General features: G+C 66.2%; 18 protein-coding genes. 10 read left to right on the plus strand and 8 right to left on the minus strand.

What is annotated here, in order from left to right:
* Positions 1-82 precede the first annotated feature (82 nt).
* Entirely contained in the window at positions 83-2,962 is a 2,880-nt protein-coding gene (locus ACTT2I_RS07345) for a VIT domain-containing protein (RefSeq protein ID WP_421100371.1), read from the plus strand.
* Between the two features lie 11 nt (positions 2,963-2,973).
* Here the strand turns inward: ACTT2I_RS07345 and ACTT2I_RS07350 are convergent, their stop codons facing one another.
* Complete coding sequence (locus tag ACTT2I_RS07350) at positions 2,974-3,525, minus strand: helix-turn-helix domain-containing protein (RefSeq protein WP_172407601.1); 552 nt, start codon at positions 3,523-3,525, stop codon at positions 2,974-2,976.
* Between the two features lie 97 nt (positions 3,526-3,622).
* On the opposite strand from ACTT2I_RS07350, the gene ACTT2I_RS07355 reads away from it, so the two are divergent.
* Positions 3,623-5,077 (plus strand): S41 family peptidase, encoded by a 1,455-nt coding sequence (locus ACTT2I_RS07355; RefSeq protein WP_421100370.1) that lies wholly within the window; start codon positions 3,623-3,625, stop codon positions 5,075-5,077.
* Positions 5,078-5,101: 24 nt separating this feature from the next.
* On the opposite strand, the gene ACTT2I_RS07360 is transcribed toward ACTT2I_RS07355, so the two are convergent.
* A complete protein-coding gene (locus ACTT2I_RS07360; RefSeq protein WP_421100369.1) occupies positions 5,102-5,974 on the minus strand; it encodes a LysR substrate-binding domain-containing protein in 873 nt (290 codons plus the stop codon).
* A 117-nt stretch (positions 5,975-6,091) separates the two neighbouring features.
* Here ACTT2I_RS07360 and ACTT2I_RS07365 point away from each other — a divergent pair, with 117 nt between their 5' ends.
* Complete coding sequence (locus tag ACTT2I_RS07365) at positions 6,092-7,468, plus strand: NAD-dependent succinate-semialdehyde dehydrogenase (RefSeq protein WP_421100368.1); 1,377 nt, start codon at positions 6,092-6,094, stop codon at positions 7,466-7,468.
* 30 nt (positions 7,469-7,498) lie between these two features.
* On the opposite strand, the gene ACTT2I_RS07370 is transcribed toward ACTT2I_RS07365, so the two are convergent.
* Both ACTT2I_RS07370 and ACTT2I_RS07375 read right to left on the minus strand, forming a co-directional pair.
* Complete coding sequence (locus ACTT2I_RS07370) at positions 7,499-8,497, minus strand: phosphatase PAP2 family protein (protein WP_421100367.1); 999 nt, start codon at positions 8,495-8,497, stop codon at positions 7,499-7,501.
* Positions 8,498-8,506: 9 nt separating this feature from the next.
* Positions 8,507-9,712 (minus strand): acyltransferase family protein, encoded by a 1,206-nt coding sequence (locus ACTT2I_RS07375; protein WP_421100366.1) that lies wholly within the window; start codon positions 9,710-9,712, stop codon positions 8,507-8,509.
* A 177-nt stretch (positions 9,713-9,889) separates the two neighbouring features.
* Between ACTT2I_RS07375 and ACTT2I_RS07380 the strand changes: the two genes are divergently transcribed.
* From ACTT2I_RS07380 to ACTT2I_RS07400, 5 genes are all read left to right on the plus strand, one after another.
* Positions 9,890-10,759: a LytTR family DNA-binding domain-containing protein gene (locus tag ACTT2I_RS07380; RefSeq protein ID WP_088435011.1), complete on the plus strand. Its 870-nt coding sequence runs from the start codon at positions 9,890-9,892 to the stop codon at positions 10,757-10,759.
* 129 nt (positions 10,760-10,888) lie between these two features.
* Positions 10,889-12,014, plus strand: a protein-coding gene (gene prfB, locus ACTT2I_RS07385; protein ID WP_102788438.1) for a peptide chain release factor 2 whose coding sequence is annotated in 2 segments (ribosomal slippage) — positions 10,889-10,963 and positions 10,965-12,014 — 1,125 coding nt in all. Because the reading frame shifts where the segments join, the coding sequence is not laid out codon by codon here.
* A 126-nt stretch (positions 12,015-12,140) separates the two neighbouring features.
* Positions 12,141-13,658 (plus strand): lysine--tRNA ligase, encoded by a 1,518-nt coding sequence (lysS, locus tag ACTT2I_RS07390; protein WP_088435012.1) that lies wholly within the window; start codon positions 12,141-12,143, stop codon positions 13,656-13,658.
* A 202-nt stretch (positions 13,659-13,860) separates the two neighbouring features.
* Positions 13,861-15,000: a response regulator gene (locus ACTT2I_RS07395; protein ID WP_088435013.1), complete on the plus strand. Its 1,140-nt coding sequence runs from the start codon at positions 13,861-13,863 to the stop codon at positions 14,998-15,000.
* 1 nt (position 15,001) lies between these two features.
* A complete protein-coding gene (locus tag ACTT2I_RS07400; protein WP_088435014.1) occupies positions 15,002-17,176 on the plus strand; it encodes an ATP-binding protein in 2,175 nt (724 codons plus the stop codon).
* Positions 17,177-17,180: 4 nt separating this feature from the next.
* Here the strand turns inward: ACTT2I_RS07400 and ACTT2I_RS07405 are convergent, their stop codons facing one another.
* The 4 genes from ACTT2I_RS07405 to acnA form a co-directional block, all read right to left on the minus strand.
* A complete protein-coding gene (locus ACTT2I_RS07405) occupies positions 17,181-17,705 on the minus strand; it encodes a hypothetical protein (protein ID WP_421100365.1) in 525 nt (174 codons plus the stop codon).
* Between the two features lie 88 nt (positions 17,706-17,793).
* Entirely contained in the window at positions 17,794-18,663 is an 870-nt protein-coding gene (locus ACTT2I_RS07410) for a crotonase/enoyl-CoA hydratase family protein (protein ID WP_443096821.1), read from the minus strand.
* Between the two features lie 158 nt (positions 18,664-18,821).
* On the minus strand, positions 18,822-20,498 hold the full coding sequence (locus ACTT2I_RS07415; RefSeq protein WP_421100364.1) for a long-chain fatty acid--CoA ligase: 1,677 nt from the start codon (positions 20,496-20,498) through the stop codon (positions 18,822-18,824).
* Between the two features lie 245 nt (positions 20,499-20,743).
* Entirely contained in the window at positions 20,744-23,500 is a 2,757-nt protein-coding gene (acnA, locus tag ACTT2I_RS07420; protein ID WP_421100363.1) for an aconitate hydratase AcnA, read from the minus strand.
* Between the two features lie 284 nt (positions 23,501-23,784).
* Here acnA and ACTT2I_RS07425 point away from each other — a divergent pair, with 284 nt between their 5' ends.
* Together ACTT2I_RS07425 and ACTT2I_RS07430 are read left to right on the plus strand one after the other, a co-directional pair.
* Entirely contained in the window at positions 23,785-24,009 is a 225-nt protein-coding gene (locus ACTT2I_RS07425; protein WP_088435019.1) for an AbrB/MazE/SpoVT family DNA-binding domain-containing protein, read from the plus strand.
* A gap of 7 nt (positions 24,010-24,016) precedes the next feature.
* Positions 24,017-24,415 carry a type II toxin-antitoxin system VapC family toxin gene (locus ACTT2I_RS07430; protein ID WP_088435020.1) on the plus strand — a complete coding sequence of 133 codons (399 nt, stop codon included), beginning with the start codon at positions 24,017-24,019 and terminating at the stop codon, positions 24,413-24,415.
* Positions 24,416-24,459 lie beyond the last annotated feature (44 nt).

Here is a 24,459-nt window from a genome sequence, read left to right on the forward strand (position 1 = left end):
CCGGAACAGGCGGTTGCCAGCGCTCAACCCCGTTGTTGATCGCCGTGCGTTCAATGGAGGGTCATCGGATCAGGAGCGTCACATGGGACTCGCACTGCGCAGTATCGGTCTGCTCGCGCTGCTGTGCTGGCAGCTGCCCAGCGCCCACGCACAGGCGCGCCGTTTTCCGCCGCCACGGCCCCCCATCCTGCAGGTCGCCGGCGCCGAGGTGCCGGTGCGGCTGACCGAGGCACGCATCGACAGCCGCGTCGTGGCAGGGCTTGGCGAAACCACGATCGAATTGACCTTCCACAATCCCAATGCGCGCGTGCTGGAAGGGCAGTTGGAATTCCCGTTGGCCTACGGCCAGCAGGTGGCCGGCTTCGCGCTGGATATCGATGGCGCGCTTCGCGATGCGGTGCCGGTACCCAAGGCGCAGGGCCGCCAGGTCTTCGAGGCGATCGAACGCCGCCAGGTCGATCCGGGCCTGCTGGAACAGACGGCCGGCAACCAGTTCCGGCTGCGCATCTATCCCATCCCCGCGCGCAGCGAGCGTCGTCTCCGGCTGGTGCTGCGGGACAGCCTGCCGCTTGTACCGCAGGGTCTGCACTGGTCATTGCCAGTGTCCTTCGCTCGCCAGGCCGAGCAGGTAACGGTGCAACTGGAGGCACGCAGCACCGGCCAGCCGATGCCCGTGGGCGTGAATCCACTCGCGTTCACGTTGAAGGCCGGTGTCTACGCGGCGCAGTGGCAGGGGCGGGGCGCCGATCTGCCTGCGCAACTGCAATGGAGCCTGCCGCTGGCCCGCGGCACTGACGTGGTCACCGGGCTGCATGATGGGCAGCGCTATCTGCTGGCCAGCGTGCCTGTGCGCACCTCGGCTGCCGCGCGCATCCTGCCGGCGCGTATCGGCCTGCTCTGGGATGCCTCCGGTTCGGCCGGCACGCGCAACCGTGCGGCTGAACTGGCCGTGCTGGATCGCTACTTCCAGGCCTTCGGCACCGGCCAGGTCCAACTGACCGTGCTGCGCGACCGCAGCGAGGCGCCACGCGCGTTCCCGGTCACCCAGGGCGACTGGTCGGCACTGCGCGATTACCTGCTGGCGCTGCCCCACGATGGCGCCAGTGCGCTGGGCGACTGGACGCCGAACCGGAACATCGGCGAGTACCTGCTGGTCAGCGATGGCCTGGCCAACTACGGCAGCCAGACGCTGCCCACCCTGTCGCCCGATCAGCGCCTGTATGCCTTGAGCAGCGCCGGTGCGAAGACCGACACGCCGCGCCTGCGCGCCTGGACCAGCGCCCATCATGGGCAGCTGCTGCAGCTGAGCGACGAGGCGGAGGTGGAGGCGGTGATGCCGCTGCTGCTGCAGCAGCCCGCCGAAGTGACCGATGTGCTGGCACGTGGCGTGGAAGACGTGAACGTGGACGCCTCGCGGGCTGCGCAGGGCTGGATTCGCGTCACCGGCCGCGTGCTGCGTCCCGATGCGACGGTGCTGCTGTCCCTGCGCGATGGTGGCAGCGATCCGCAGCCGATCACGCTCAACGTCGCGAACGCGCGTGCGGTCGACGGCGGCCTGGTCGCTCACGCGTGGGCGAATGACCGGTTGGCAGCACTGGCGGCGGACCCCGCCGGGGCGCAGGCCGCCAAGGCGCTGGCCCAGCAGTTCGGGATCGTGACGGCCGATACGTCGCTGCTGGTCCTGGAGACGCTGGAGGACTATCTGCGCTACGGCATCCGCCCGCCGGCCCCGCTGCGCGCGGCCTACGACCAGCGCCATGCGTTGACGGTGGCGGACTTGGCAAGCGAGCGGAAGCGCCGCCTGGATGGCATCGCCCGCCAGTTCGCCGAGCGCGAGCAGTGGTGGAATACCCGCTGGCCCAAGGATGCGCCACCGCAACCCAAGCAGGAATCCCGATCCGTCGCCGCGCCGGTCGCCATGGCGATGGCCGCGCCACCGCCGGCACCTGCGGCGCCGATGGCGCTGGACCGTGTCGAGCTGACCGCCTCGGCGGCTGCCGATCAGGCAGAGGCCGCCCCCGAGCACCGCGCCAAATCGGCACCCAGGGCCAACAGCGGCCAGATCACACTGACGCTGGCACCGTGGGCACCGGATTCGGCCTATGCGCGCCGCCTGCGCGAGGCCACGCCGGCGCAGCTGTATCCGCTGTACCTGCAGGAGCGCCAGCAGCACGCCGGCAGCAGCGCCTTCTATCTGGATGTGGCCGATCTCCTGCTGGCCAGCGGACAGCGTGATCTCGCGCTGCGGGTGCTCTCCAACCTGGCCGAGATGCAGCTTGAGAATCGCCACGTGCTGCGCGTGCTCGGCTATCGCCTGATGCAGGCCAAGGCGCCGGCGCTGGCCGTGCCGGTGTTCCGCCAGGTGCTGGCGATGGGCGAGGAAGAGCCGCAGAGTTTCCGTGACCTGGGCCTGGCCCTGGAAGCGGCCGGGCAGTACCAGGCTGCGGTGGATGCGCTCTACGAAGTCGTGGTGCGCTCGTGGGATGGCCGATTCGACGGCATCTCGCTGATCGCGCTGGACGAACTGACCCGGCTGATCGCGCGCGAGCGTGTGGATGCTTCCGCGGTCGACCCGCGCCTGCGCCGTGCGATGCCGTTGGACCTGCGCGTGGTGCTGAGCTGGGACAGCGACAACAGCGACATGGACCTGTGGGTCACCGATCCCAACGGCGAGCGCGCCTACTACGGCAACCGGCTGACCTACCAGGGCGGGCAGATGTCGCAGGACTTCACCGGCGGCTATGGCCCGGAGCAGTTCTCATTGCGCGATGCCAAGCCGGGCATCTACAGGATCGAAGCGAACTACTTCGGCAGCCGCGAGCAATTGGTTACTGGCGCGACCACGTTGATGCTGCGCCTGAGCACCAAATGGGGCACCCGCGACCAGCACGACCAGCAGGTCACGCTGCGGTTGAAGGACCGGGCAGAGACGGTGCTGGTCGGCGAGTTCGAGGTGAGGTGACGGGTGCGTTGCTACCAGGCCGTGCAGCGGAAGAAGCGCACCACGCGGTCGCTGCGGTTGGCGAAGGCGTGTGCCTGCGTGCTGTCGAGCAGGTGGGCATTCTGTTCGATCTCGATCACGTCGGTGCCCAGCTCCAGGGTCAGCCGTCCCTCCAGCACGAACAACATCACGCACCAGCCGGCCGGGTCGGCGGCGGCCGCATAGCGCTCGCCGGGCTGCAGGCGCCATTCCCAAGCTTCCACCTCGCGATGCACATCCAGGCTCCAGCGCAGCGTGCCATCGCCGCCGGCCGGCCCCGCCCAGCCGACGCGGTCCACCACGCGGCTGCGTGGCGCGTTCGGATCCACCACCAGCTCGGCCAGTGTGGCGTTCAGTGCCAGCCCGATCCGGTCCAGTGTCGCGGTACTGGCGCTGCTGCCGCCGGCTTCGATGGCGCCGATCATGCGCAGGCTGACGCCCGAGCGCGTGGCCAGCTCTTTCTGGCTCCAGCCGGCGGCCGTACGCCGCTGGCGAACGTTGTCGGCGACGTGGGTCATGAAGGCGGGGGTGACTTGACTAGGCAAAATATTGCCTCCTATGATGCATGCAATATTTTGCTTGTAGCAGATCCTGTCCATGTCGCCAAGTTCATTGCGCCGTTTCGCCTTCGCTCTGATGGTCATGACCGCACCGGTAAGCGCGGCCGAACCGCCTGCCGTGGCGCCGCCAGCGCTGACGCCCGGGCAGGCGCTGGAGGACATCCAGCTCAGCATCGACATCGTCGAAGCCGCGTTGCCGGACCTGTACTGGCACCAGTCGCGTGAGGCATGGGCCGCAGCCCGGGCGGAGGCATTGGCCCGGGCGAGCAAGATCACCGACCCGATGCAGGTGTATACCGAGGTCGCCACGCTGATGGGTCCGATTGGCGAGGGCCACTTCGACGTGCTGCCCAGCCAAGGGGCGGTGGCATGGGAGCGACAGACCGCTTCGGTACTGCCGCTGGACCTGCACTGGAATACCGACGGGGTCTTCGTGCGTGCCGGCTATGGCGGGGCCGCGGATATACCGGTCGGAAGCCGCGTGCTCTCCATCAATGGCGACGGCGATGACACGATGCTTGCTGAGCTCATGCGCCTGTCTTCGCACGATGGGCAGATCACCACGCTGCCGATGCGCGACATCGGCGCGCGCTACGCCATCTATCGCCACCGCCTGCATGGAAACGAGGCCAGTTTCGCGTTGCGCTACACGACACCGCAGGGGGCCACGGTCGCGCGTACCGTGACGGCCACACCGCTGGCCGATCGCCCCAGGGAACCGGTCGCCGAGAAGGCTGTTGCCCGTCTGGAATGGCTGGCACCTGGCATGGCCTACCTGGACGTATCCACCTTCAGCAACCGCGTTTACCGCGAGGCGCACACGGATTTCCGCAGTCATATCCGCCGGCTGTTCGAAGAGATCGAGCGTGGCCGCGCGACGCGGTTGATCCTGGATCTACGCCGCAACGGTGGCGGCAGTGAGCCCAACGAAAGCATCCTGTTTTCCTTCCTGGTCGCGCAGCCATTGCACAAGTACGCCTCCGTCCAGACCCGGGGGCAGCACCTGAGGGTGACCAGCCGCTCGGGCCGGGTGTTCGAGCAGGACGTGTTCGATGAGGATGAAATCCACTTCCAGAAGGTGCTGCCGGACGGGCGACTGTCCCGACTGAATGTGCCGCCGGAAGGGCTGATGAGCCATTGGGTGCCTTCCGTGCCGGTCTATCGCGGGCGGCTGGTGGTCCTCGCCGGCGGGGCCACGTTCTCCGGCGGTGCGGAACTGGCCTCGATGCTGCACCACGTGCGGCGCGGGGTGTTCGTCGGGGAGGAAGTTGGCGGCACCCATGAGGGCAACACCAGCGGCTACAACTGGCGCGTGGAACTGCCCGACAGTGGCGTGCGCCTGAAGGTGCCGCTGTTGAAATTCACCTTCAACTGGCCAGGCCTGCCGCAGGGACGAGGCGTGCCGGCGCAGTGCGACGTGCCGCCATCGGTGATGGAGATCGGTGTGGTCCGCGACCGTGCATGGCGGGTGGCCCGGGCGGTGGCCGAGCAGTCGTGGCGCGATCCACGGCAGGCGCAGTGCCCCACCGTGGAGTGACGCGTACGACAGCGCCTGCCTGATTCATGCGCTGCTGATCAGCGCCTCGCGCAGCGCGGCCAGCCCCTTCCGGTGTCGCTTGGCGGAGGGAATGACGAGGTAGTAGGTTTCTTCCCCGCGATCCACGCGCACATCGAAGGGCGCGACCAGGCGCCCACGCTGGAGCTCGGCCTCCACCAGGACCTCCTGCGCCACGATGATGCCCAGGCCATCCTGCGCAGCCTCGTAGGCCACCGCCGAGCTCTCGAACACCCGCTGCCGTGTCATGCAGGCCGGATCGATACCCGCCGCCACGCACCAGTGTTCCCAGTCATCCGGTCGCGCACTGACCCGCAACAGGGTCTGCTCGGCGAGCCAGACCGCATCGCGTGGTTTGCTGGGTCGGATCAGCGACGGAGCACACACCGCCACCAGCACATTGCGGACCAGCGGTGTGGCGTCGTAGTCCGGCCAGTCCCCAAGCCCCAGCCGGACCGATGCATCGCAGTCGGCGCCGGGCGTCCAGTCCGAGGAGGTGGTCAAGCGGATATCCACCTCCGGATGCAGCACCTGGAAGTGGCTGAGGCGGGGGATGAGCCAACGCGTAGCGAAGGTTGTGTGCGAGTGCAGCCGCACGACCGCGCGGTGGTCCAGGCCCTGCAGTGCCTCGGTCGCTTTGCGGATGCCGTCCAGATGGGTGCTGATCTGGTGGTAGTAGGTCGCCCCCGCCGTTGAGAGCGCCAGGCCGCGACCGCTGCGCTCCAGCAGGCGCATATCCAGAAAGTCGTCCAGCACCTTCAACTGCCGGCTGACCGCACCGGGGGTGACAAAGAGCGCTTCGGAGGCGGCGCGCACGGAGCCGGTCCGTGCGACGGCCTCGAAGGCGACCAGCGCATTGAGCGGGGGCAGGCGTGCCATGAGAGTTTCCATAAACTCAATGATTCAGGAAAATTAGTCGATTGTCCCGGGTCCGTCCAGTGCCGAGACTGGCTCCACGCCGCCATCTGGCGGGCATTCCCCCTCTGGAGACACCGCATGAACGTAATCAATCCCGCCGACGGCTCGGTCGTCGGCGTCGCCCCTGAAATGAGCGCCGCCGAGGTTCAGGCCGCCATCGACCGGACCTGCAACGCATTCCCGGCGTGGTCGCGGACCTTGGCCAAGGAGCGTGGCGCCGCGCTGCGCCGCTGGTTCGAACTGGTCAGCGCGGACAAGGAGGCCTTTGCCGAATTGCTGGTGAAGGAAAACGGCAAGTGCCGGAGCGAAGCCCTCGGGGAAATCAGCTATGGGCTGGGCTTCATCGAGTGGTACGCCGAGGAGGCCAAGCGCGTCTATGGCGAGACCATTCCTGCCCACGTGGACAACGCTGCGGTGATCGTGACGCGTGAGCCGGTGGGGCCGACCGCTGCGATCACCCCGTGGAACTTCCCCTTCATGATGATTGCGCGCAAGGTCGCCACCGCGCTGGCGGCTGGCTGCACCATGATCATCAAGCCCTCTGAAGAGACACCGCTCAGCGCCTACAAGCTGTTGGAGTACGCCCGTCGCGCGGGGATTCCGGACGGGGTGCTGGAAATGGTGACAGGCGACCCGAAGCAGATCGGCGAGGCATTCACCAGTGACCCGCGCATCCAGAAGATCTCCTTCACCGGTTCGACCCATGTCGGCCGTCTACTCGCCCGCAACAGTGCGGACACGCTGAAGAAGATGACCATGGAGCTGGGCGGCAATGCGCCTTTCGTCGTCTTCGATGACACCGACATCGATGCAGCGGTGGCCGCATTGGTATCGGCCAAGCTGCGCAACTCCGGCCAGGTCTGCATTTCCCCCAATCGGATCTATGTGCAGGATGGCATCTATGACACGTTCGCCGCGCGCTTGAAGACGGCTGTGGAGGCGATCCGGGTGGACCAGGGCCTGCAGGATGGGTTCGTGGTGGGGCCGCTGATCAACCAGTCCGCCATCAACAAGGTGGAGGCACTGGTGGCTGACGCCGTCGCGCAGGGTGCCGTCCTTGTCACGGGCGGTACGCTGGCCAGGCCCAATTCCCTGTTCTATCGCCCGACGCTGCTGGCCGAGGTGCCCGACACCGCGCAGGTGCGTACCACGGAGATCTTTGGGCCGGTGTTTCCGCTCTACCGGTTCTCCACCGAAGCGGAGGTCGTGCAGCGTGCCAACGACACCGAGTACGGCCTGGTGGCGTACGCCTTCACCCGTGATCTTGCGCGCGCCTTCCGCCTGTCGCGCGACATCTCCGCCGGCATGGTCATCCTCAACAGTGGTTCGGTGGGGGCCGAGTCGGTGCCCTTCGGCGGCGTCAAGCAATCCGGCTACGGCCGCGAAGGCGGTTCCCACGGTATCCGGGAGTACGTCAGCATCAAGTACACCCTGATGGCGGGACTGGATCAGTAGTTCCACGCAACACGACGATGTCGCCGCCCGTCAGTTGGCGGCGGCATCGTGCCCGGGGACGCGCCGCGCCAACGGTCCCCACCCGGCCAACGCGATCCCTCCGACGAAGACCGCTGCCGTGCCGACCGCGTTCATCAGCAGGTCCACCGCAGGCGCATCGGGCATCGCGAACGCGACGGCGATCCCCTCCAGGACGGGGCTGATGATGAGATACAACCCGATCACCGCCAGGACCCGGCCGAGTCGCTGCCACGGCGTACGCGGATCCTCGGGCCAGCCACGCACCTGCAGGTACCCGAGCACCAGCAGCATGCCCAGGAAGCGCCCCGCGGTATCGGCAGGGATGACGGGGGTGATCACGGCCGCTGCAGCTAGCCCGACCCCCAGTGCGGCCAGGGTGAGGTGACGCGGCAGGTTCCGGGGTACGCGTACCGCTTGCGGCATGTACCGCCATGCGAACACGCCCAAGGTAATCCCGACCAGCCATCCGCCCAGCACATCCGACAGGAAGTGCCGGCCCAGGTACATCCGTGACAGCGCCATCAGCAACGGCCAGCCGATCAGCAGCGCGATCCGCCAGCCGACACCGCGGATGCCGAAGCACAGCACCACGGCTGCCATCGCAGCCGTCGCCACGCCCACATGCCCACTGATGAACCCATAGTCCGGATCTGGCTGCGCACGCAGGGCGGCAATCGCTTCATCGGTCGGCAGCGTCCAGAACGATCCGGCGGCGCCATCGGCGACCAGCGCGTGGTCCGGCCGGCCCTTGTCCAACACGTGGATGTCGACATCGCTGGGGCGGGGCAGGGCGGCACCCTGCTTGATCGCGTGCGTGGCCATCGACATCAGCAGTACCGCCATCATGATGCCCAACCCCGCGCGCAGACGCACCCCGAAGCTGCAGACCACGATCAACAGCACGTACGCCCATTCGTAGCCCAGCGCGCTGACGAAGTTCATCAACGGCAACATCCACGCTGCATCGAAGAAGGACTGCAGCCACACATGCCAATGGGTCTGGAACATCCGTATTCCTCAGTGCCGGGCCACCGCCTGCGTGACCGGCAACGATAGCGGCTCCCGGCGCAGTCCGAAAAGAGGGCGCAGCCAGGCGATGCGCCGGATCAGCCCTTCGTGCAGCAGCAGGCAACCCGCCACGGTTCCAGCCAGTACCAGCAGTGGCTCCCACCACGGCCCCAGGTGCAGCGGTTTGACCCAGAACAGCAGCGCGATGATCAGGCTCTGGTGCAGGATGTACCAGGGATACACCGCCTCGGTGCAGTACGGCAGCCAGCGGAACGGGCGATCCAGATATACCTTGGCCCAGCCGAGCAGGGTCAGCAGTACGGCCCACAGGTACAGTGACTGGCTGGCCATCACCTGCAGCATCCAGACGCTGTCCGGCCACTGCCGCAGCACCGAATCGGCCGGCAACGCCCGCCCCAGGATTCGGATGCCGAAGTACCAGCTCGCCGCAATGACCGCCACCCACAGGGTGGTCCGGCGCAGTTCGACCACGCGGACCCAGAACGGGGTGGCGCGGGCAAGCAGATAGCCCGCCAGGAACACCGTGCCGTACTTGGCGTGCTGGTACCAATCGCCAAACAGCAGATTGGTGGATGGGAAGCGGGGATCGAGCCAGGCCACCCAGCCGAAGGAAAGCAGGCTGGGCAGCCCGATCAGCAGCGGCGCCGGCGCACGGGTGAAGCGCTCCACGGCGCGATGCACGGCAGCGGTATCCAGCGCCGGCATCAGCAAGGCGAGTACCAGCGTGTAGATCCACAGGTAGGCCAGGTACCACAGGTGGTTCCAGGTGATGCGGAGCTGCCACCCGGCGAAGCTGTCCTGTGGCCAGGCCGGCATCTGCCAGTAGCGCAGCAGGAAGGTGCCGAAGCCGGGCTCGATACGCCCGTTGGTCACTGCCTCGCAGTACGGCTGGATCGGCACCACCACGGCCATGCCGAACAGCAGCGGCAGCAGCAGCCGCCACGTGCGCAGCACGGCAAAGCGCGCGATGCGCGTCTCGGGCCGCATCAGGGCGATGGCGATACCGGAGAGCAGGAACAGCAACTGCATCCGCCAGCGGTTGACCAGCAGCATCGGCCATTGCAGCCACTCGGCGGTGTAGTCGCTCTTGAGATGGAACCCCCAACCGTCCACGTAGGCCATGGCGGTGTGATACAGGATGAGCAGGGCGAAGGCGAACACGCGCAGGGCGTCGATGTCGTGGCGGCGTGGCATGGTCGGGACAGGGAGAGCAAAGGAGCCTCCACGGTGCGCATGGGCATCGCGCTCGGCCATGCCAAAGGGGTCTGACGTCGGCGCCAAGTGACGAATGGCGGTCGCCAAGTGACGGACGGGGCGCACTACCATGGGGCGATGAGACAGGCTGAGCACCCTTTGCGAATGGATGATTCAATGGCGAACGGACGTGCCGCGCGGTGGCGCCCGGGTGCGCGGATGCTGGTGTGGTCGGTGATCCTGCTGACCACGGCGGTGGCCAACGCAGTGGTCGAAGTGATGGATGCGGGGCGCCGCGGCGAGGACCTGGGCTTGTGGCAGCCGATGATCTGGGAGCTGAGCAGCGTCGCGATGATTCTGCTGACACTGCCGGTGCTGTGGTGGGGCTGCCAGCGTTGGCCGCTGCATGCCGATAACTGGAAGCGGCGGCTGCCGCTGTATCTGCTGGCCAGCGTAGCGTGGTCGCTGGTGCACGTGGTGGGGATGATGGCGCTGCGCCATCTGGCCTATGCGGCGCTGGGCTATCACTATCAGGACGACGCCACCTGGCCGGTACGCCTGATGTACGAGTACCTCAAGGATGTCCGCGCATTCTTCACGTTCGTGGCGATCGAGCACTTCTTCAGCTGGTTCGGGCGGCGCCGGCAGGGCGAAGCCCATCTGCTGGTGGCGCCGGATGATGCGCCCCCGGTGGAAGCGGTGGAGCGCCCGGAACGGTTCCTGGTGCGCAAGCTGGGGCGCGACTTCCTGGTCGCCACTGGTGATATCGAATATGCCCAGGCGGCCGGCAACTACGTCAATCTGCGGGTGCGCGGGCACGATTACCCGCTGCGCAGCACCATGGCGGCGCTGGAAGAGCGGCTGGACCCGGGCGTATTCGTGCGGGCCCACCGCAGCTGGCTGGTGAACGTGCGCCACCTGGTCTCGATCGAGCCGCTGGATGGGGGCGAGGCCCTGCTGCACATGGACGATGGGGGCCGGGTGCCGTGCAGCCGCCGGCAGCTGCCCTCGTTCCGGCAGGCCCTGGCGGTGCAGGCACCGGCGTGACGCTGCGCACGCCCGTGTTCAGCGATGTCGTTTCTCTACCCCCGGGCGGGCGCCCAGCACCCCGGCCACCGCCGGAAAGCCCCGGATAGGCTATGATGGACAGTCTTTTCGCACGCATTAATCGCCGACATGATCGAGCTCAATCCTGTCCGCCAGCGCATCACCGATCTCACCGATCGCGTGCTCTCGCTCAGGGGGTATCTTTGACTACGACGCCAAGAAAGAGCGTCTGGAAGAAGTAACCCGGGAACTGGAAAACCCGGATATCTGGAACAACGCCGAGTACGCCCAGAATCTTGGCCGCGAACGCGCCAACCTGGACAAGACCGTGGGCGGCATCGCCACGATCCTCGACGGCCTGACCGAGTCGGGCGAACTGCTGGAACTGGCCGAAAGCGAACAGGACGAAGAAACCGCCCTGGCCGTGGTCAGTGACCTGGACAAATACCAGAAGCACGTGGAGCAGCTGGAGTTCCAGCGCATGTTCTCCGGCCAGATGGACAACGCCGCTGCGTTCGTCGACATCCAGGCCGGCGCCGGCGGTACCGAAGCCCAGGACTGGGCCGAGATCCTGCTGCGCATGTACCTGCGCTGGTGCGAATCGCGCGGCTGGAAGACCGAACTGATGGAAGTCTCCGGCGGCGACGTCGCGGGCATCAAGTCGGCCACGCTGCGCGTGGAAGGCGATTACGCCTATGGCTGGCTGAAGACCGAGACCGGCGTGCACCGCCTGGTGCGCAAGTCGCCGTTCGATTCGGACAACCGCCGCCATACCAGCTTCACCTCGGTGTTCGTGTCGCCGGAAGTCGATGACAACATCGAGATCGACATCAACCCGGCCGACCTGCGTACCGATGTGTACCGCTCCTCGGGCGCCGGTGGTCAGCACGTCAACAAGACCGAGTCGGCGGTGCGTATCACGCACATTCCGACCAACACGGTCGTGGCCTGCCAGACCGGCCGCAGCCAGCACCAGAACCGCGACAACGCGATGAAGATGCTGGCCGCCAAGCTGTACGAGCTGGAAATCCAGAAGCGCAACGCCGAGCGTGACGCGGTGGAAGCCACCAAGTCCGACATCGGCTGGGGCAGCCAGATCCGCAACTACGTGCTCGACCAGAGCCGTATCAAGGACCTGCGCACCGGCATCGAACGCTCCGATACGCAGAAGGTGCTGGACGGCGACCTCGACGAATTCGTCGAAGCCAGCCTGAAGTCCGGCCTGGCCGTGGGTGCCAAACGCACCGACGCCTGACCGTCGGGGCCGCCACGCGCGGCCCCGATCCGTTGTGCCCGGGTCACGCCCGGTTTCGCAATCCGCCCCGACCATCGGCATGATGGCGGGGACCGTCCCTCCCCCCGACATACATAGACCCACGCCATGAACGATCAGACCGCCGCGCCGCAGCCCCCCGTCGACGAGAACAGCCTCATCGCCGAGCGCCGCGCGAAACTGACCGCCCTGCGCGGGCAGGGCATTGCCTACCCGAACGATTTCCGCCGCGAGCACTTCGCCGGCACCCTGCAGGCCGAGTTCGCCGATGCCGAGCAGTGGACCGCCGAAGCGCTGGAGGCCAGCGACCGCCAGGTCAAGATGGCCGGCCGCCTGATGGCCAAGCGCGTGATGGGCAAGGCCAGCTTCGCCCAGATCCAGGACGAGTCCGGCCGCATCCAGCTGTTCCTGCAGGGCAGCACGCTGGGCGATGCCTACACCGCCTTCAAGGGCTGGGACGTGGGCGACATCATCGCCGTCGAGGGTGGGCTGACCCGCACCAAGACCGGTGAGCTGTCGGTCAAGGCGACCAGCATCCGCCTGCTGACCAAGTCGCTGCGCCCGCTGCCGGACAAGTGGCACGGCCTGGCCGACGTGGAGCAGCGCTACCGCCAGCGCTATGTGGACCTGATCGTGACCCCGGAGTCGCGCGAGGTGTTCATCAAGCGCTCGCGGATCATCCGTGCCATGCGCGCCTGGCTGGACAGCCGCGACTTCCTGGAAGTCGAAACGCCGATGATGCATTACATCCCCGGCGGCGCCACGGCCAAGCCGTTCACCACCCACCACAACGCGCTGGACCTGGACCTGTACCTGCGCGTGGCGCCGGAGCTGTACCTCAAGCGCCTGGTCGTGGGCGGCCTGGAGCGCGTGTACGAAATCAACCGCAACTTCCGCAATGAAGGCGTCAGCACGCGCCACAACCCGGAATTCACCATGATGGAGCTGTACGAGGCCTACGCCACGTACACCGAAGTGATGGACCTGACCGAAGGCGTGATCCGTGACGTGGCCAGCAAGGTGCTGGGCACCACCACGGTGGAGTGGGACGGCGCCACCATCGACCTGGCCCCGGCCTTCCGTCGCTGGCGCATGGACGAGGCGGTACGCCACCACAACCCAGAGATCAGCGCCGCCGACTGCACCGACCGCGACGCGCTGGCGGCCCATTGTGAACGCCTGAAGATCCGCATCAAGCCGTCCTACGGCTGGGGCAAGCTGCTGCTGGAGATCTTCGAAGCCACCGTCGAGCACACCCTGATCCAGCCGACCTTCATTACTGACCACCCGGTCGAAGTCTCGCCGCTGGCCCGTGCCAACGATGACCAGCCGGGCTATACCGACCGCTTCGAACTGTTCATCAACGGCAAGGAGCTGGCCAACGGCTTCTCCGAGCTGAACGATCCGGAAGACCAGGCGGCCCGCTTCCAGGCCCAGGTGACGGCGAAGGAGGGCGGTGACGACGAAGCCATGCATTACGACGCCGATTACATCCGCGCGCTGGAGTACGGCATGGCCCCGACCGGCGGCCTGGGCATCGGCATCGACCGTCTGGTGATGCTGCTGACCGGCAGCAGCTCGATCCGTGACGTGCTGCTGTTCCCGTACATGCGTCCGGAAAACTGAGACCTGGGTCCGGGCGTGCTTGGGGCGCGTCCGGCGCGGGGGTTCCGCTGCCGTGGCCGCGCGAGTATGGTTTCTGCGTGGCCTTAACAGGCGCTATGGCGTGATGGCCACGGACCATGACGGGTTGCAGGGGGGATGCCGACATAGGCGTCACACTGTGACGACGATCATGAACTGGGGTGTTCATGACGGAGGCGGACCGATGCAAGGTGCCAGTGTGCAGACGGGCGGAGTATCCTCTCCGCAGCATGTTCCAGTGTGGTCAAGGAAGAAGGCAGAAGCAGCCTTGAATATTGTCATCGTTGACGATCAGACGTCCGCGCGTACCATGCTGCGCCATGTCATCGAGGACATCGCGCCGGAGCTGTCCGTGCACGACTTCGGCGATCCGCTGACGGCACTGGCCTGGTGCGAGTCGCACGCCGTGGATCTGCTGTTGCTGGATTACCGCATGCCGGAGATGGACGGGCTGGAGTTCGCCCGCCGTTTCCGCCGCCTGCCCAAGCACCGCGACATCCCCGTGATCCTGATCACCGTGGTCGGCGACGAGCCGATCCGCCAGGCCGCGCTGGAAGCCGGGGTGATCGATTTCCTGGTCAAGCCGATCCGCCCACGCGAACTGCGCGCACGCTGCTACAACCTGTTGCAGCTGCGCCAGCAGTCGGAGAACGTCAAGCAGCGCGCGCTGTCGCTGGAGCAGCGCCTGCTGGCGAGCATGCACGAGGTGGAGGAGCGCGAGCGCGAGACGCTGTCGCGGCTGGCGCGGGCGATCGAGTTCCGTGATGCCGGCACCAGTGCCTACCTGGAGCGCATGGCGCATGTCGCCGGCCTGATCGCCGAGCAGCTCGGGCTGCCGGAGGAAGAGGTCAAGCTGATCGAGATGGCCGCGCCCCTGCATGACATGGGCAAGATCGCCATTCCCGACGCGGTGCTGCTCAAGCAGGGCAAGCTGAGTGATGAGGAGCAGGCGATCATGCGCCGGCACCCGCGGATCGGCTATGAGCTGCTCAGCGGCAGCCAGAATCGTTTCATCCAGGTCGGTGCGTTGATCGCGCTGCGCCACCACGAACGTTACGACGGCAGCGGCTACCCGGATGGTCTGGTCGGCGATGCCATTCCGCTGGAAGCGCGGATCGTGGCAGTGGCCGATGTGTTCGACGCCCTGATCTCACCCCGTCCGTACAAGGAAGCATGGACGATGGAAGCCACGCTGGCGTATCTGTATGCCCAGCGCGGCCGTTTGTTCGATCCGCGCTGCGTCGATGCCCTGCTGCGCGGCCGCCTCCAGCTTGAGGAGATCTGCGCACAGCACTCCACCGCGTCATCCCGCCCGGGGATGTGATATGCGTCGTCTGTACCCGCGCCTGAAGCAACGACTGGCGCAACGCCCGGATACCGAGCACGGCCAGGCGATCGTTCGCATCGTGCTGATCACCCTGATCCTGCTCTATGTGCTGATGCCCGGGCCGCGCCACGACCTGCCGCCGGCGCAGTACCACGGGGTGCTGGCGATCGTGCTGACCGGCCTGACCCTCTCGCTTGGGCTGTTCGGCTGGCTGCTGTGGCGGCCGGGGCGTTCGGATCCGCGCCGGGTGGCCGGCATGCTCGCCGACTACGGCCTGATCGCCGCTGGCATGGTGCAGATGGGTGAGCCGCTGGCCTGGGTCTACATCGTGGTGATGTGGGTGACCGTCGGCAACGGCATGCGCTACGGCAACAACTATCTCTATGTGGCCGTGGCGATGGCCATGGTCAGCTTTGGCAGTACCGCACTGCTCACCCCGTACTGGCATCAGAACGCGCGGCTGGCGTTCGGCCTGTGGCTGGGCCTGGCAGCGGTGCCGCTGTATTTTTCCACGCTGCTGCGGCAGCTGACCCGCGCGATGGCGGAGGCACGCCGCGCAAGCGAGGCCAAAAGCCGCTTCCTGGCCAACATGAGCCATGAATTCCGCACGCCGCTCAACGGCTTGTCGGGCATGACCGAGCTGTTGGCCACCACCAAGCTCGATGAAGAGCAGCGCGAGTGCGTCAATACGATCCAGGCGTCCTCGCGCAGTCTGCTGGCGCTGGTGGAAGAGGTGCTGGACATCTCCGCGATCGAGGCCGGCAAGCTGCGCGTGACCGCCGAGGACTTCGCGCTGGCCGATGTGATCCAGGCCATCGGGTTGATCCTGCTGCCGCAGGCCAAGGCCAAGCGGCTGGATTACCGGGTCAAAGTGGCCGACACCGTGCCGCCGTTGTTGCGGGGTGATCTGGGCCACCTCCGTCAGATCCTGCTCAACATCGCTGGCAACGCGGTCAAGTTCACCGATCACGGCCGGGTCGAAATCCGTGTCGCGGTGCTCGATGCCGAATCCAACGGCGGGGTCCGCCTGCGCTTCGACATCCTCGATACCGGCATTGGGGTCACCCCGGAAATGCGTCCGCGCCTGTTCGAAGCGTTCGAGCAGGCCGATGTGAGCATGGCGCGCCGCCACGAAGGCACCGGCCTGGGGACGACCATCGCCAAGGGCCTGGTGGAAGCGATGGGTGGCGAGATCGGCTACCAGGAGAACCCGCCGCAGGGCAGTCACTTCTGGTTCGAGCTGCCGTTTGCGCCGCCGCGCGTGCCGCTGGGCACCGTCACCCCGGCCCTGGTCGGCGACGGGCTGCCGGACCGCAACGGCAATGTCATCGCCTTCGCCGATCCGTTCCTGCGCCACCGCGCGCGCGTGCGCAGCATGCACATCCTGGTGGCCGATGATCACGAGGCCAACCGGATGGTGCTGCAGCGCCTGCTGCAGAAAGCCGGTCACAGGGTCCTGTGCGTCAACGGTGGCGAAGCGGTGCTGGATGCGATGGCCGAGAGCGATTTCGATGCGGCCATCGTGGATCTGCACATGCCCGGCATGAGTGGCCTGGACATGCTCAAGGAACTGCGGGTGATGCAGGCCGGGGGCGGTCCCCGCACCCCGGTGCTGGTGCTCAGTGCCGATGTCACCCCCGAGGCCATCCAGCGCTGCACCCAGGCCGGTGCACATACCTTCCTGGCCAAACCGGTGGTCGCCGTGCGCCTGCTGGACGTGCTGGCTGACATCGCCTCCAACGGGCAACTCAAGGCCAGCGCGCCGATCGTACGCACCGCCACCGTCTTGGATGGCGTGCTGGATCCCGGCGTGCTCGACGAATTGGCTTCGCTCGGCATGGGCGATGGCTTCGAGCGCGAGTTCATCCGCCAGTGCCTGGCCGATGCCGAGCAGTGCGTCGGTGTGGCACTGGCCGACGGCGAGCGCGGCGATTGGGTGCATTTCCGTGAGCAGGCCCACGCGATCAAGGGCGTGGCCAGCAATCTGGGCCTGGTCCGCGTGGCGAACCGCGCGGGCGACCTGATGCGCATGGCCGACTGGCAGCTCAAGAGCGAGTGGCGCCAGCGCATGACCCTGCTGCAGGCAGGCATCAAGGAAGGCCGTCAGGCGCTGGATGCGCGTGCGCAGCGCAAGGCCCAGGGCCAGGCCGATGACGGCGGCGACATGCGCTGAGCGGTCACGCCGGTGGCGGCGTGGCAGCCGGCTCGAAGGCGCTCAGGTCCAGCCCGGCGGACTGGAAGCGCTGCACTACCTGCCGTAGACCCTCTGCATCCTCCCGGGTCGGACCTGCGCGCAGGATCGCCGCCGAACAGATACGTTGATCGGTGAGGCAGTGTTCGGGTTGCTCAAGCTGCGCGGCAGTCATCGCGATCACGATGGCCATGCGAGCAACAGTGCTGTCTGCCACTCGATCGCCTCGGTAGAACGCGGCGAACTGCTGCTGGACGGCCGATGCGGATGTCGCGCCGTTCGGGGGCGATGCGCCGGGGTGTGCGAGCAACGCGGTCTGTCCACCCTGCTCGAGCGCGCGCATCTCATCGGCCAGGACGGTTTCAAGGATGAACGCCTCTACGGCACTGGGGACGTAGCCCACGCCGGTGGCGGCGGCGTACCGGGTCGGTGCCATGGCCAGCAGCGCCATGCAGAGCAGCAGGCACACGCGGCGCCCGCGTCGATCAGATTGTTCCGTGGTGTTCAACATCCGTCCTGCTGGATCATGGGGGAGCGCACGATACAAGAAAAAAAGCCCGGCGGCAGCCGGGCTTGAACAACACAGGGGAGGGGAGGACTCAGGCGACGTCGAGGGTGGCGCGGCGCGTCTGGGCCTTGATCAGGCGGTCCATGGTGCGCAGCGACTTGTCGCCCAGCGCGAGGGCGGAGTCCACCCAGACCTTGGTGATTTCCAGCAGTTCGTCGTAGCGCACGGCCTGGGCAAGGTTGCGCGCGGCATTCATCGCCAGGTATGAGTGTGGAATGCGCTGGTGCTGGCGGATCAGGTCTTCCACGGCTTTGACGCCCTGGCCCTTCGGCACCAGCACGTCGACCACGCCCATGGCATGCATTTCTTCGGCGGAATACACGCGGCCGTCGAGGATGATCTTCTCGGCCAGCTGCGGGGCCACGCGCTTGCACAGGAACGAGTAGGCACCCATGCCCGGGAACAGGCCGAACAGCACCTCCGGCAGGCCCATGCCGCAGCCTTCCTCGGCCACGATGGTGTGGCAGGCCAGCGCCATTTCCAGGCCGCCGCCGAGCGCGTCGCCCTGGATCAGCGCGATCGAGCGCACGTCGCCACCAAAGCCGGTATGCAGGTGGTGCACACCTTCCACGCAGCGCTGCGCATAGGTCAGCAGGCGGTCGCGGTTGCCCTCGCGGATCAAGCGGGTGAACAGGTCCAGATCGCCGCCCAGGTTGTAAGCATTCGCATCGGAGGCGAGCACGAAATGGCGCAGCTTGCCGCTGTTGCGCTCGGCCGGGCTGCGGGTGATCGCGCTCATGAAGTTCCACATTTCATCGAGCATGTCCTTGCGGCAGCACGGGCGGATGCCGCTGGCCGCGTCGGCATGCATGAACAGCCAATGGGCATCGTCGTTGCCCGTGGTTTCAGTGCGGATGGTGGCGTAGCGGTGGTTGACGGGCAGCTTTTCAACGGTGCTCATGGCGATTTCCTCGGAGGCTGGCCCGCTGGGAGGACGGTGGGCGGCGGGCCTGACGGGTCCACACGCCGCGATCCTACACCCCCGGCATCTCACGCAATGCAAAAGGCCCCCGCCGTTGCCGGCAGGGGCCCTGTGAAGATGCAGCCGTTGGGGAACCGTTACGGCGCGGGCGTATCGCGCAGTTCGCGGCGCAGGATCTTGCCGACGTTGGTCTTCGGCAGCTCCTTGCGGAACTCCACGATCCGCGGGTGCTTGTAGCCGGTCAGGTTGGCACGCGCGTGCTCCTTGACCATCTCGGCGGTGAGGTTGGGGTCCTTCTTGACGATGACCACCTTGACCACTTCGCCGGACTTTTCATCGGGCACGCCGACCGCCGCGACTTCGAGTACGCCGGGCATCATTGCAATGACGTCTTCGACCTCATTGGGGTACACGTTGAAGCCGGACACCAGGATCATGTCCTTCTTGCGGTCCACGATGTAGAAGAAGCCCTGCTCATCCATGCGCGCCATATCGCCGGTATGCAGCCAGCCCTCGGCGTCGACCGCCTGCGCGGTGTCTTCCGGGCGCTGCCAGTAGCCCTTCATGACCTGCGGGCCCTTGATGCACAGCTCGCCGACTTCGCCGGCGGACAGCGTCTTGCCGGCGTCATCTTTCACGCAGGCATCGGTGGACGGGATCGGCAGGCCGATCGCGCCGTTGTACTCGGCCAGGTTGAGTGGATTGATGCAGGCGGCCGGCGAGGTCTCCGTCAGGCCATAGGCCTCGACCAGGGTCACGCCGGTGACCTTTTTCCAGCGTTCGGCAACAGCGCGCTGCACGGCCATGCCGCCACCGAGAGTGACCTTCAGCGAGGAGAAATCGACCTCGTCGAAGCCGGGGGTGTTGAGCAGGCCGTTGAACAGCGTGTTGACGCCGGTGATCGCGGTGAAGCGGGTCGCCTTGAGCTCCTTGACGAAGCCCTTCATGTCGCGCGGGTTGGTGATCAGGTAGTTGCAGCCACCGAACTTCATGAAGACCAGGCCGTTCGCCGTCAGCGCGAAGATGTGGTACAGCGGCAGGGCGGTGATGATCACCTCCTTGCCCATCTCGATGCCCGAGGCGGAGATCCAGGCCGAGGCCTGCTGCATGTTGGCGACCAGGTTGCGGTTGGTCAGCATCGCGCCCTTGGCCACGCCGGTGGTGCCGCCGGTGTACTGCAGGAAGGCGACATCGTCGTGGTCGATCTCGACCTTGGGCAGGGTGTGGCGGCTGCCCAGCTTGAGCGCCTGGTTGAAGCGGATCGCGCCGCGCAGGCTGTAGTTGGGCACCATCTTCTTGATGTACTTCAGGACGAAGTTCACCACGATGCCCTTGGCGCCGAGCATGTCGCCCAGGCCGGTGGTCACGACGTGCTTGATCGGGGTGTCGGCGATGACCTGCTGCACGGTGTCGCAGAAGTTGTCGACCACCACCAGCACGGCTGCGCCCGAGTCCACCAGCTGGTGCTTGAGCTCGCGGGCGGTGTACAGCGGGTTGACGTTGACTACGGTCAGGCCGGCACGCAGCACGCCGAAGGTCGCGATCGGGTACTGCAGGCAGTTGGGCATCATCAGGGCGACGCGGTCACCCTTCTTGAGCTGCAGCTCACCGAGCAGGTAGGCGGCGAACTGTTCGACCAGTGCGTCCGTTTCCCCGTAGGTCAGAACCTTGCCGAAACTGGAGTAGGCGGGGCGGTCGCGGAACTTGGCCACCGAAGTGTCGAAGACGGCCGACACCGAATGGAACTCGTTGACGTCGATCTCGGCGGGTACGCCTTTGGGATAACTCTGCAGCCAGGGTCGTTCCAGACTCATATTCCCCCTCCAGGAAACGTGGATGATGTAACGCGATGACGGAGAGTATCCGTCGTTTCATGCCTCGGCAGCATACCGTCCCGAATGGGAAACGCGAAGGGCCGGTGAAGAAAGGCCGCGGAGGGGCGTCAGGACGCGTTGTTTGCGACATGCCAGGCCGGTGCCCACGACCCGCGGTCGTGGGCTACCGTGTGGGTCACGGCCGGGGGGCGTGACCCGACTCCGCCGGGAACGCGACGGCCGGCTTACTTCTTGCCGGCCAACTGGCGCAGCACATACTGCAGCAGGCCGCCGTGCTTGAAGTACTCCACTTCCTTCGGGGTCAGCAGCATCACATGGGCCTCGAAGGTCTTCTTCGAGCCATCCGCCCGGGTCGCGGTGAGGGTGGCCGACTTGCTGGCGCCATCCTCCAGACCGGTGATGTCGATCACTTCCGAACCGTCCAGGCCCAGGCTCTGCGCGTTGTCGCCGTTCTTGAACTGCAGCGGCAGCACGCCCATGCCGACCAGGTTGGAGCGGTGGATGCGCTCGAAGCTTTCGGCGATCACCGCCTTGACGCCCAGCAGGTTGGTGCCCTTGGCCGCCCAGTCGCGCGAGGAGCCGGTGCCGTATTCCTTGCCGGCGAAAACCACCAGCGGGACGCCCTCGGCCTTGTACTTGACGGCCGCATCGTAGATCGCCAGCTTCTGCGGCTCGCCGCCGTTCTTCGGGAAGTACAGCGTATTGCCGCCTTCTTCGCCGCCGAACATCAGGTTCTTGATCCGGATGTTGGCGAAGGTCCCGCGCACCATCACGTCATCGTTGCCGCGGCGGCTGCCGTAGCTGTTGAAGTCGGCCGGCTGGACGCCACGCTCCTGCAGGAAGCGTCCGGCGGGGGAATCCTTCTTGATGTTGCCCGCCGGGGAGATGTGGTCGGTGGTGATGGAGTCGCCGAACAGGCCCATCACCCGCGCGCCATGCACATCCTCGATGTGGCCGACGTCCATCGTCATGCCCTCGAAGTAGGGCGGGTTCTTGATGTAGGTCGAGCTGCCATCCCACTCATACAGGTCACCATCGGGCGACTTGATGGTGTTCCAGCGGGTGTCGCCCTTGAACACATCGGCGTAGTTCTTCTTGAACATCTCCGGCCCGATGGTCGCGGCGATGACGTCGCCGATCTCCTTGTTGCTCGGCCAGATATCGCGCAGGTACACCGGCTGGCCGTCGCTGCCCGTACCCAGCGGCTCGGTGGTCAGGTCGATGTCGGTGGTGCCGGCGATGGCATAGGCGACGACCAGCGGCGGGCTGGCCAGATAATTCATTTTGACTTCCGGGTGCACACGCCCTTCGAAGTTGCGGTTGCCCGACAACACCGAAGCCACCACCAGGTCGCCAGCGGCGATGCCTGCACTGACTTCGGTCGGCAGCGGACCAGAGTTGCCGATGCAGGTGGTGCAGCCGTAGCCGACCACGTAGAAGCCAATCTTCTCCAGCTGGGTCAGCACGCCGGCTTTTTCCAGGTAATCGGTGACCACGCGCGAACCCGGGCCGAGCGAGGTCTTGACCCACGGCTTGCGGTCCAGGCCCTTGGCCGCGGCGTTGCGGGCGAGCAGGCCGGCCCCGATCATCACCGCCGGGTTGGAGGTGTTGGTGCACGAGGTGATCGCAGCGATGACCACTGCGCCATCCTTCAGGCGGAATTTCTGGCCATCCAGCTCGACGTCGCTGTAGCCCTTGGCCAGCTGTTCGTTGCCGACCGCCGCGCCGCCGCCTTCATTGACGAACTTGGAGACGTCATCGTTGCGCTTGTCGCGGTTGGTGGTCAGGCCGACCAGGTTGTCGCGGTAGTTCTGCTTGACGTCTTCCAGCAGCACGCGGTCCTGCGGGCGCTTCGGGCCGGCCAGCGATGGCTTGACCTGACCCATGTCCAGTTCCAGCGTGGCGCTGTAGCTGGCGTGCGCGGTGTTGGCGTCGTGCCACAGGCCCTGGGCCTTGGCATAGGCTTCCACCAGCGCGATCTGGGCCTCGCTGCGGCCGGAAAGACGCAGGTAGGTCAGTGATTCTTCGTCGATCGGGAAGATGCCGCAGGTGGCACCGTATTCCGGAGCCATATTGCCGATCGTGGCACGGTCGGCCAGCGGCAGATGCTGCAGACCCTCGCCGAAGAACTCCACGAACTTGCCGACCACCCCGTGCTTGCGCAGCATCTGGGTGACGGTCAGCACCAGATCGGTCGCGGTGGCGCCTTCGGGCATGCGGCCGGTCAGCTTGAAGCCGACCACCTGCGGGATCAGCATCGAAGACGGCTGGCCCAGCATCGCCGCTTCCGCTTCGATGCCGCCCACGCCCCAGCCGAGCACGCCAATGCCATTGATCATGGTGGTGTGGCTGTCGGTGCCGAACACGGTGTCAGGGTACGCAACAGCCTTGCCATCCTTGTCCGCGGTCATCACCACGCGGGCCAGGTTTTCCAGGTTCACCTGGTGGACGATGCCGGTGTTGGGCGGCACCACCTTGAAATTATCGAAGGCTTTCTGGCCCCAGCGCAGGAAGCCGTAACGTTCCTGATTGCGCTGGAATTCGATCTTGCCGTTGAGGTCCAGCGCGTCGGGCGTGCCGAACACATCGACCTGCACCGAGTGATCGATCACCAGTTCGGACGGGATCTGCGGATTGATCTGCTCCGGGCGACCGCCGAGCTTGACCACGGCATCGCGCATCGCAGCCAGATCGACCACGCAGGGCACACCGGTGAAATCCTGCAGCACCACGCGCGCCGGCATGAACGCGATCTCGATGTCCGGCTCGGCCTTGGGGTCCCACTGGGCAACCGCCTGGATGTGGTCCTTGCCGACGGTGACGCCGCCATCCTCATGCCGGAGCAGATTCTCCAGCAGGATCTTCATCGAGTAGGGCAGGTGGGAGATGTCGAACGTCTGCCCGAGCTTGGGCAGGCTGAAGTAGTCGTAGGTGGTGCCGCCGACGTCCAGCTGGCTGCGGGTGGAGAACGAATCGCTCATTGCAGATGACTCCTCTTGCGGATGGCTTGCGTTGGCCCGCCCGAGGCAGACCTGCTTGCGTTCGCCGCTGACCGGTAGGCCGGCGATCGTCCCGAGTATGAACGATTCAGCCGGTTATCCACCTGCGGCAGTTGGTCTCAGGCTACACGGAGATATGTATCCCTCGTGTCATGGATGAGACAGATCCTTTCTGTGCCAACGTTCCTGGCGGCCAGATCGGTACTCCAGTGGAAGTATGCCCCCGGAAGTATGTATAATTTGTGCATACTTTGGAGGGCGTACCGATGGAAGCTACCGTTGCAGAACGCGGGCAGATCACCTTGCCCAAAGCGGTCCGTGATGCGCTTGGCCTGACCAAGGGCACCCTGCTCAAGGTGGAGCTGGAGGGCAGCCGGATCATCCTGCGCAAGAGCGTGGACGATGCGATCTCCCGGGCCCGCGGCAAGTTCGCGCTGGATGGATTCGATTCGGCCGAAGCAGCGGTGCGCGCGGTACGCGACGAGGAATGAGCGCGTGATGATCGCCGTTGATTCACCGGTGCTGATTGAACTGCTCAGCAATGGCCCACAGGCCGATGCGGTCGAGGCGGGCCTGCGCCAGAGTCTGGTCAGCGGGCGCGTGGTGATCTGCGCGGTAACGCTTGCCGAGATCTGCGCGTCGCTGCGCGGCGGCGCCGAAGTGCAGGAAGCACTTGAGGAAATGGGCGTGCACTTCAGTCCGCTGGAGGCCAAATCGGCCTTGCGTGCGGGTGAGATGCACCGCCGCCACCGGCAGCGGGGTGCCAGACCTCGCGGCCTGGATGAATTCATGGTCGGGTCGCACGCACTCCTGCAGTGCGATGGACTGATCACCTGGAACGACACGTTTTACCGCGACTACTTCAAGGGCCTGAAGCTGATCGTGCCGCACGCCTGAGCCCATACTTTTAAACCGCATTCTTTCAAAGAATCACCCGGGAG

It is taken from the genome of Stenotrophomonas sp. PUT21 (assembly GCF_052232875.1).
In the GTDB taxonomy this organism is placed as follows: domain Bacteria; phylum Pseudomonadota; class Gammaproteobacteria; order Xanthomonadales; family Xanthomonadaceae; genus Stenotrophomonas; species Stenotrophomonas maltophilia_N.

Bases quoted from the DNA above. Each gene is read 5' to 3' on its own strand.
- ACTT2I_RS07345 (WP_421100371.1), top strand. From the start codon at position 83: ATGGGACTCGCACTGCGCAGTATCGGTCTGCTCGCGCTGCTGTGCTGG.
- ACTT2I_RS07355 (WP_421100370.1), top strand. From the start codon at position 3,623: ATGACCGCACCGGTAAGCGCGGCCGAACCGCCTGCCGTGGCGCCGCCA.
- ACTT2I_RS07360 (WP_421100369.1), bottom strand. From the start codon at position 5,974: ATGGCACGCCTGCCCCCGCTCAATGCGCTGGTCGCCTTCGAGGCCGTC.
- ACTT2I_RS07365 (WP_421100368.1), top strand. From the start codon at position 6,092: ATGAACGTAATCAATCCCGCCGACGGCTCGGTCGTCGGCGTCGCCCCT.
- ACTT2I_RS07370 (WP_421100367.1), bottom strand. From the start codon at position 8,497: ATGTTCCAGACCCATTGGCATGTGTGGCTGCAGTCCTTCTTCGATGCA.
- ACTT2I_RS07375 (WP_421100366.1), bottom strand. From the start codon at position 9,712: ATGCCACGCCGCCACGACATCGACGCCCTGCGCGTGTTCGCCTTCGCC.
- ACTT2I_RS07380 (WP_088435011.1), top strand. From the start codon at position 9,890: ATGGCGAACGGACGTGCCGCGCGGTGGCGCCCGGGTGCGCGGATGCTG.
- lysS (WP_088435012.1), top strand. From the start codon at position 12,141: ATGAACGATCAGACCGCCGCGCCGCAGCCCCCCGTCGACGAGAACAGC.
- ACTT2I_RS07395 (WP_088435013.1), top strand. From the start codon at position 13,861: ATGCAAGGTGCCAGTGTGCAGACGGGCGGAGTATCCTCTCCGCAGCAT.
- ACTT2I_RS07400 (WP_088435014.1), top strand. From the start codon at position 15,002: ATGCGTCGTCTGTACCCGCGCCTGAAGCAACGACTGGCGCAACGCCCG.
- ACTT2I_RS07405 (WP_421100365.1), bottom strand. From the start codon at position 17,705: ATGTTGAACACCACGGAACAATCTGATCGACGCGGGCGCCGCGTGTGC.
- ACTT2I_RS07410 (WP_443096821.1), bottom strand. From the start codon at position 18,663: ATGAGCACCGTTGAAAAGCTGCCCGTCAACCACCGCTACGCCACCATC.
- ACTT2I_RS07415 (WP_421100364.1), bottom strand. From the start codon at position 20,498: ATGAGTCTGGAACGACCCTGGCTGCAGAGTTATCCCAAAGGCGTACCC.
- acnA (WP_421100363.1), bottom strand. From the start codon at position 23,500: ATGAGCGATTCGTTCTCCACCCGCAGCCAGCTGGACGTCGGCGGCACC.
- ACTT2I_RS07425 (WP_088435019.1), top strand. From the start codon at position 23,785: ATGGAAGCTACCGTTGCAGAACGCGGGCAGATCACCTTGCCCAAAGCG.
- ACTT2I_RS07430 (WP_088435020.1), top strand. From the start codon at position 24,017: ATGATCGCCGTTGATTCACCGGTGCTGATTGAACTGCTCAGCAATGGC.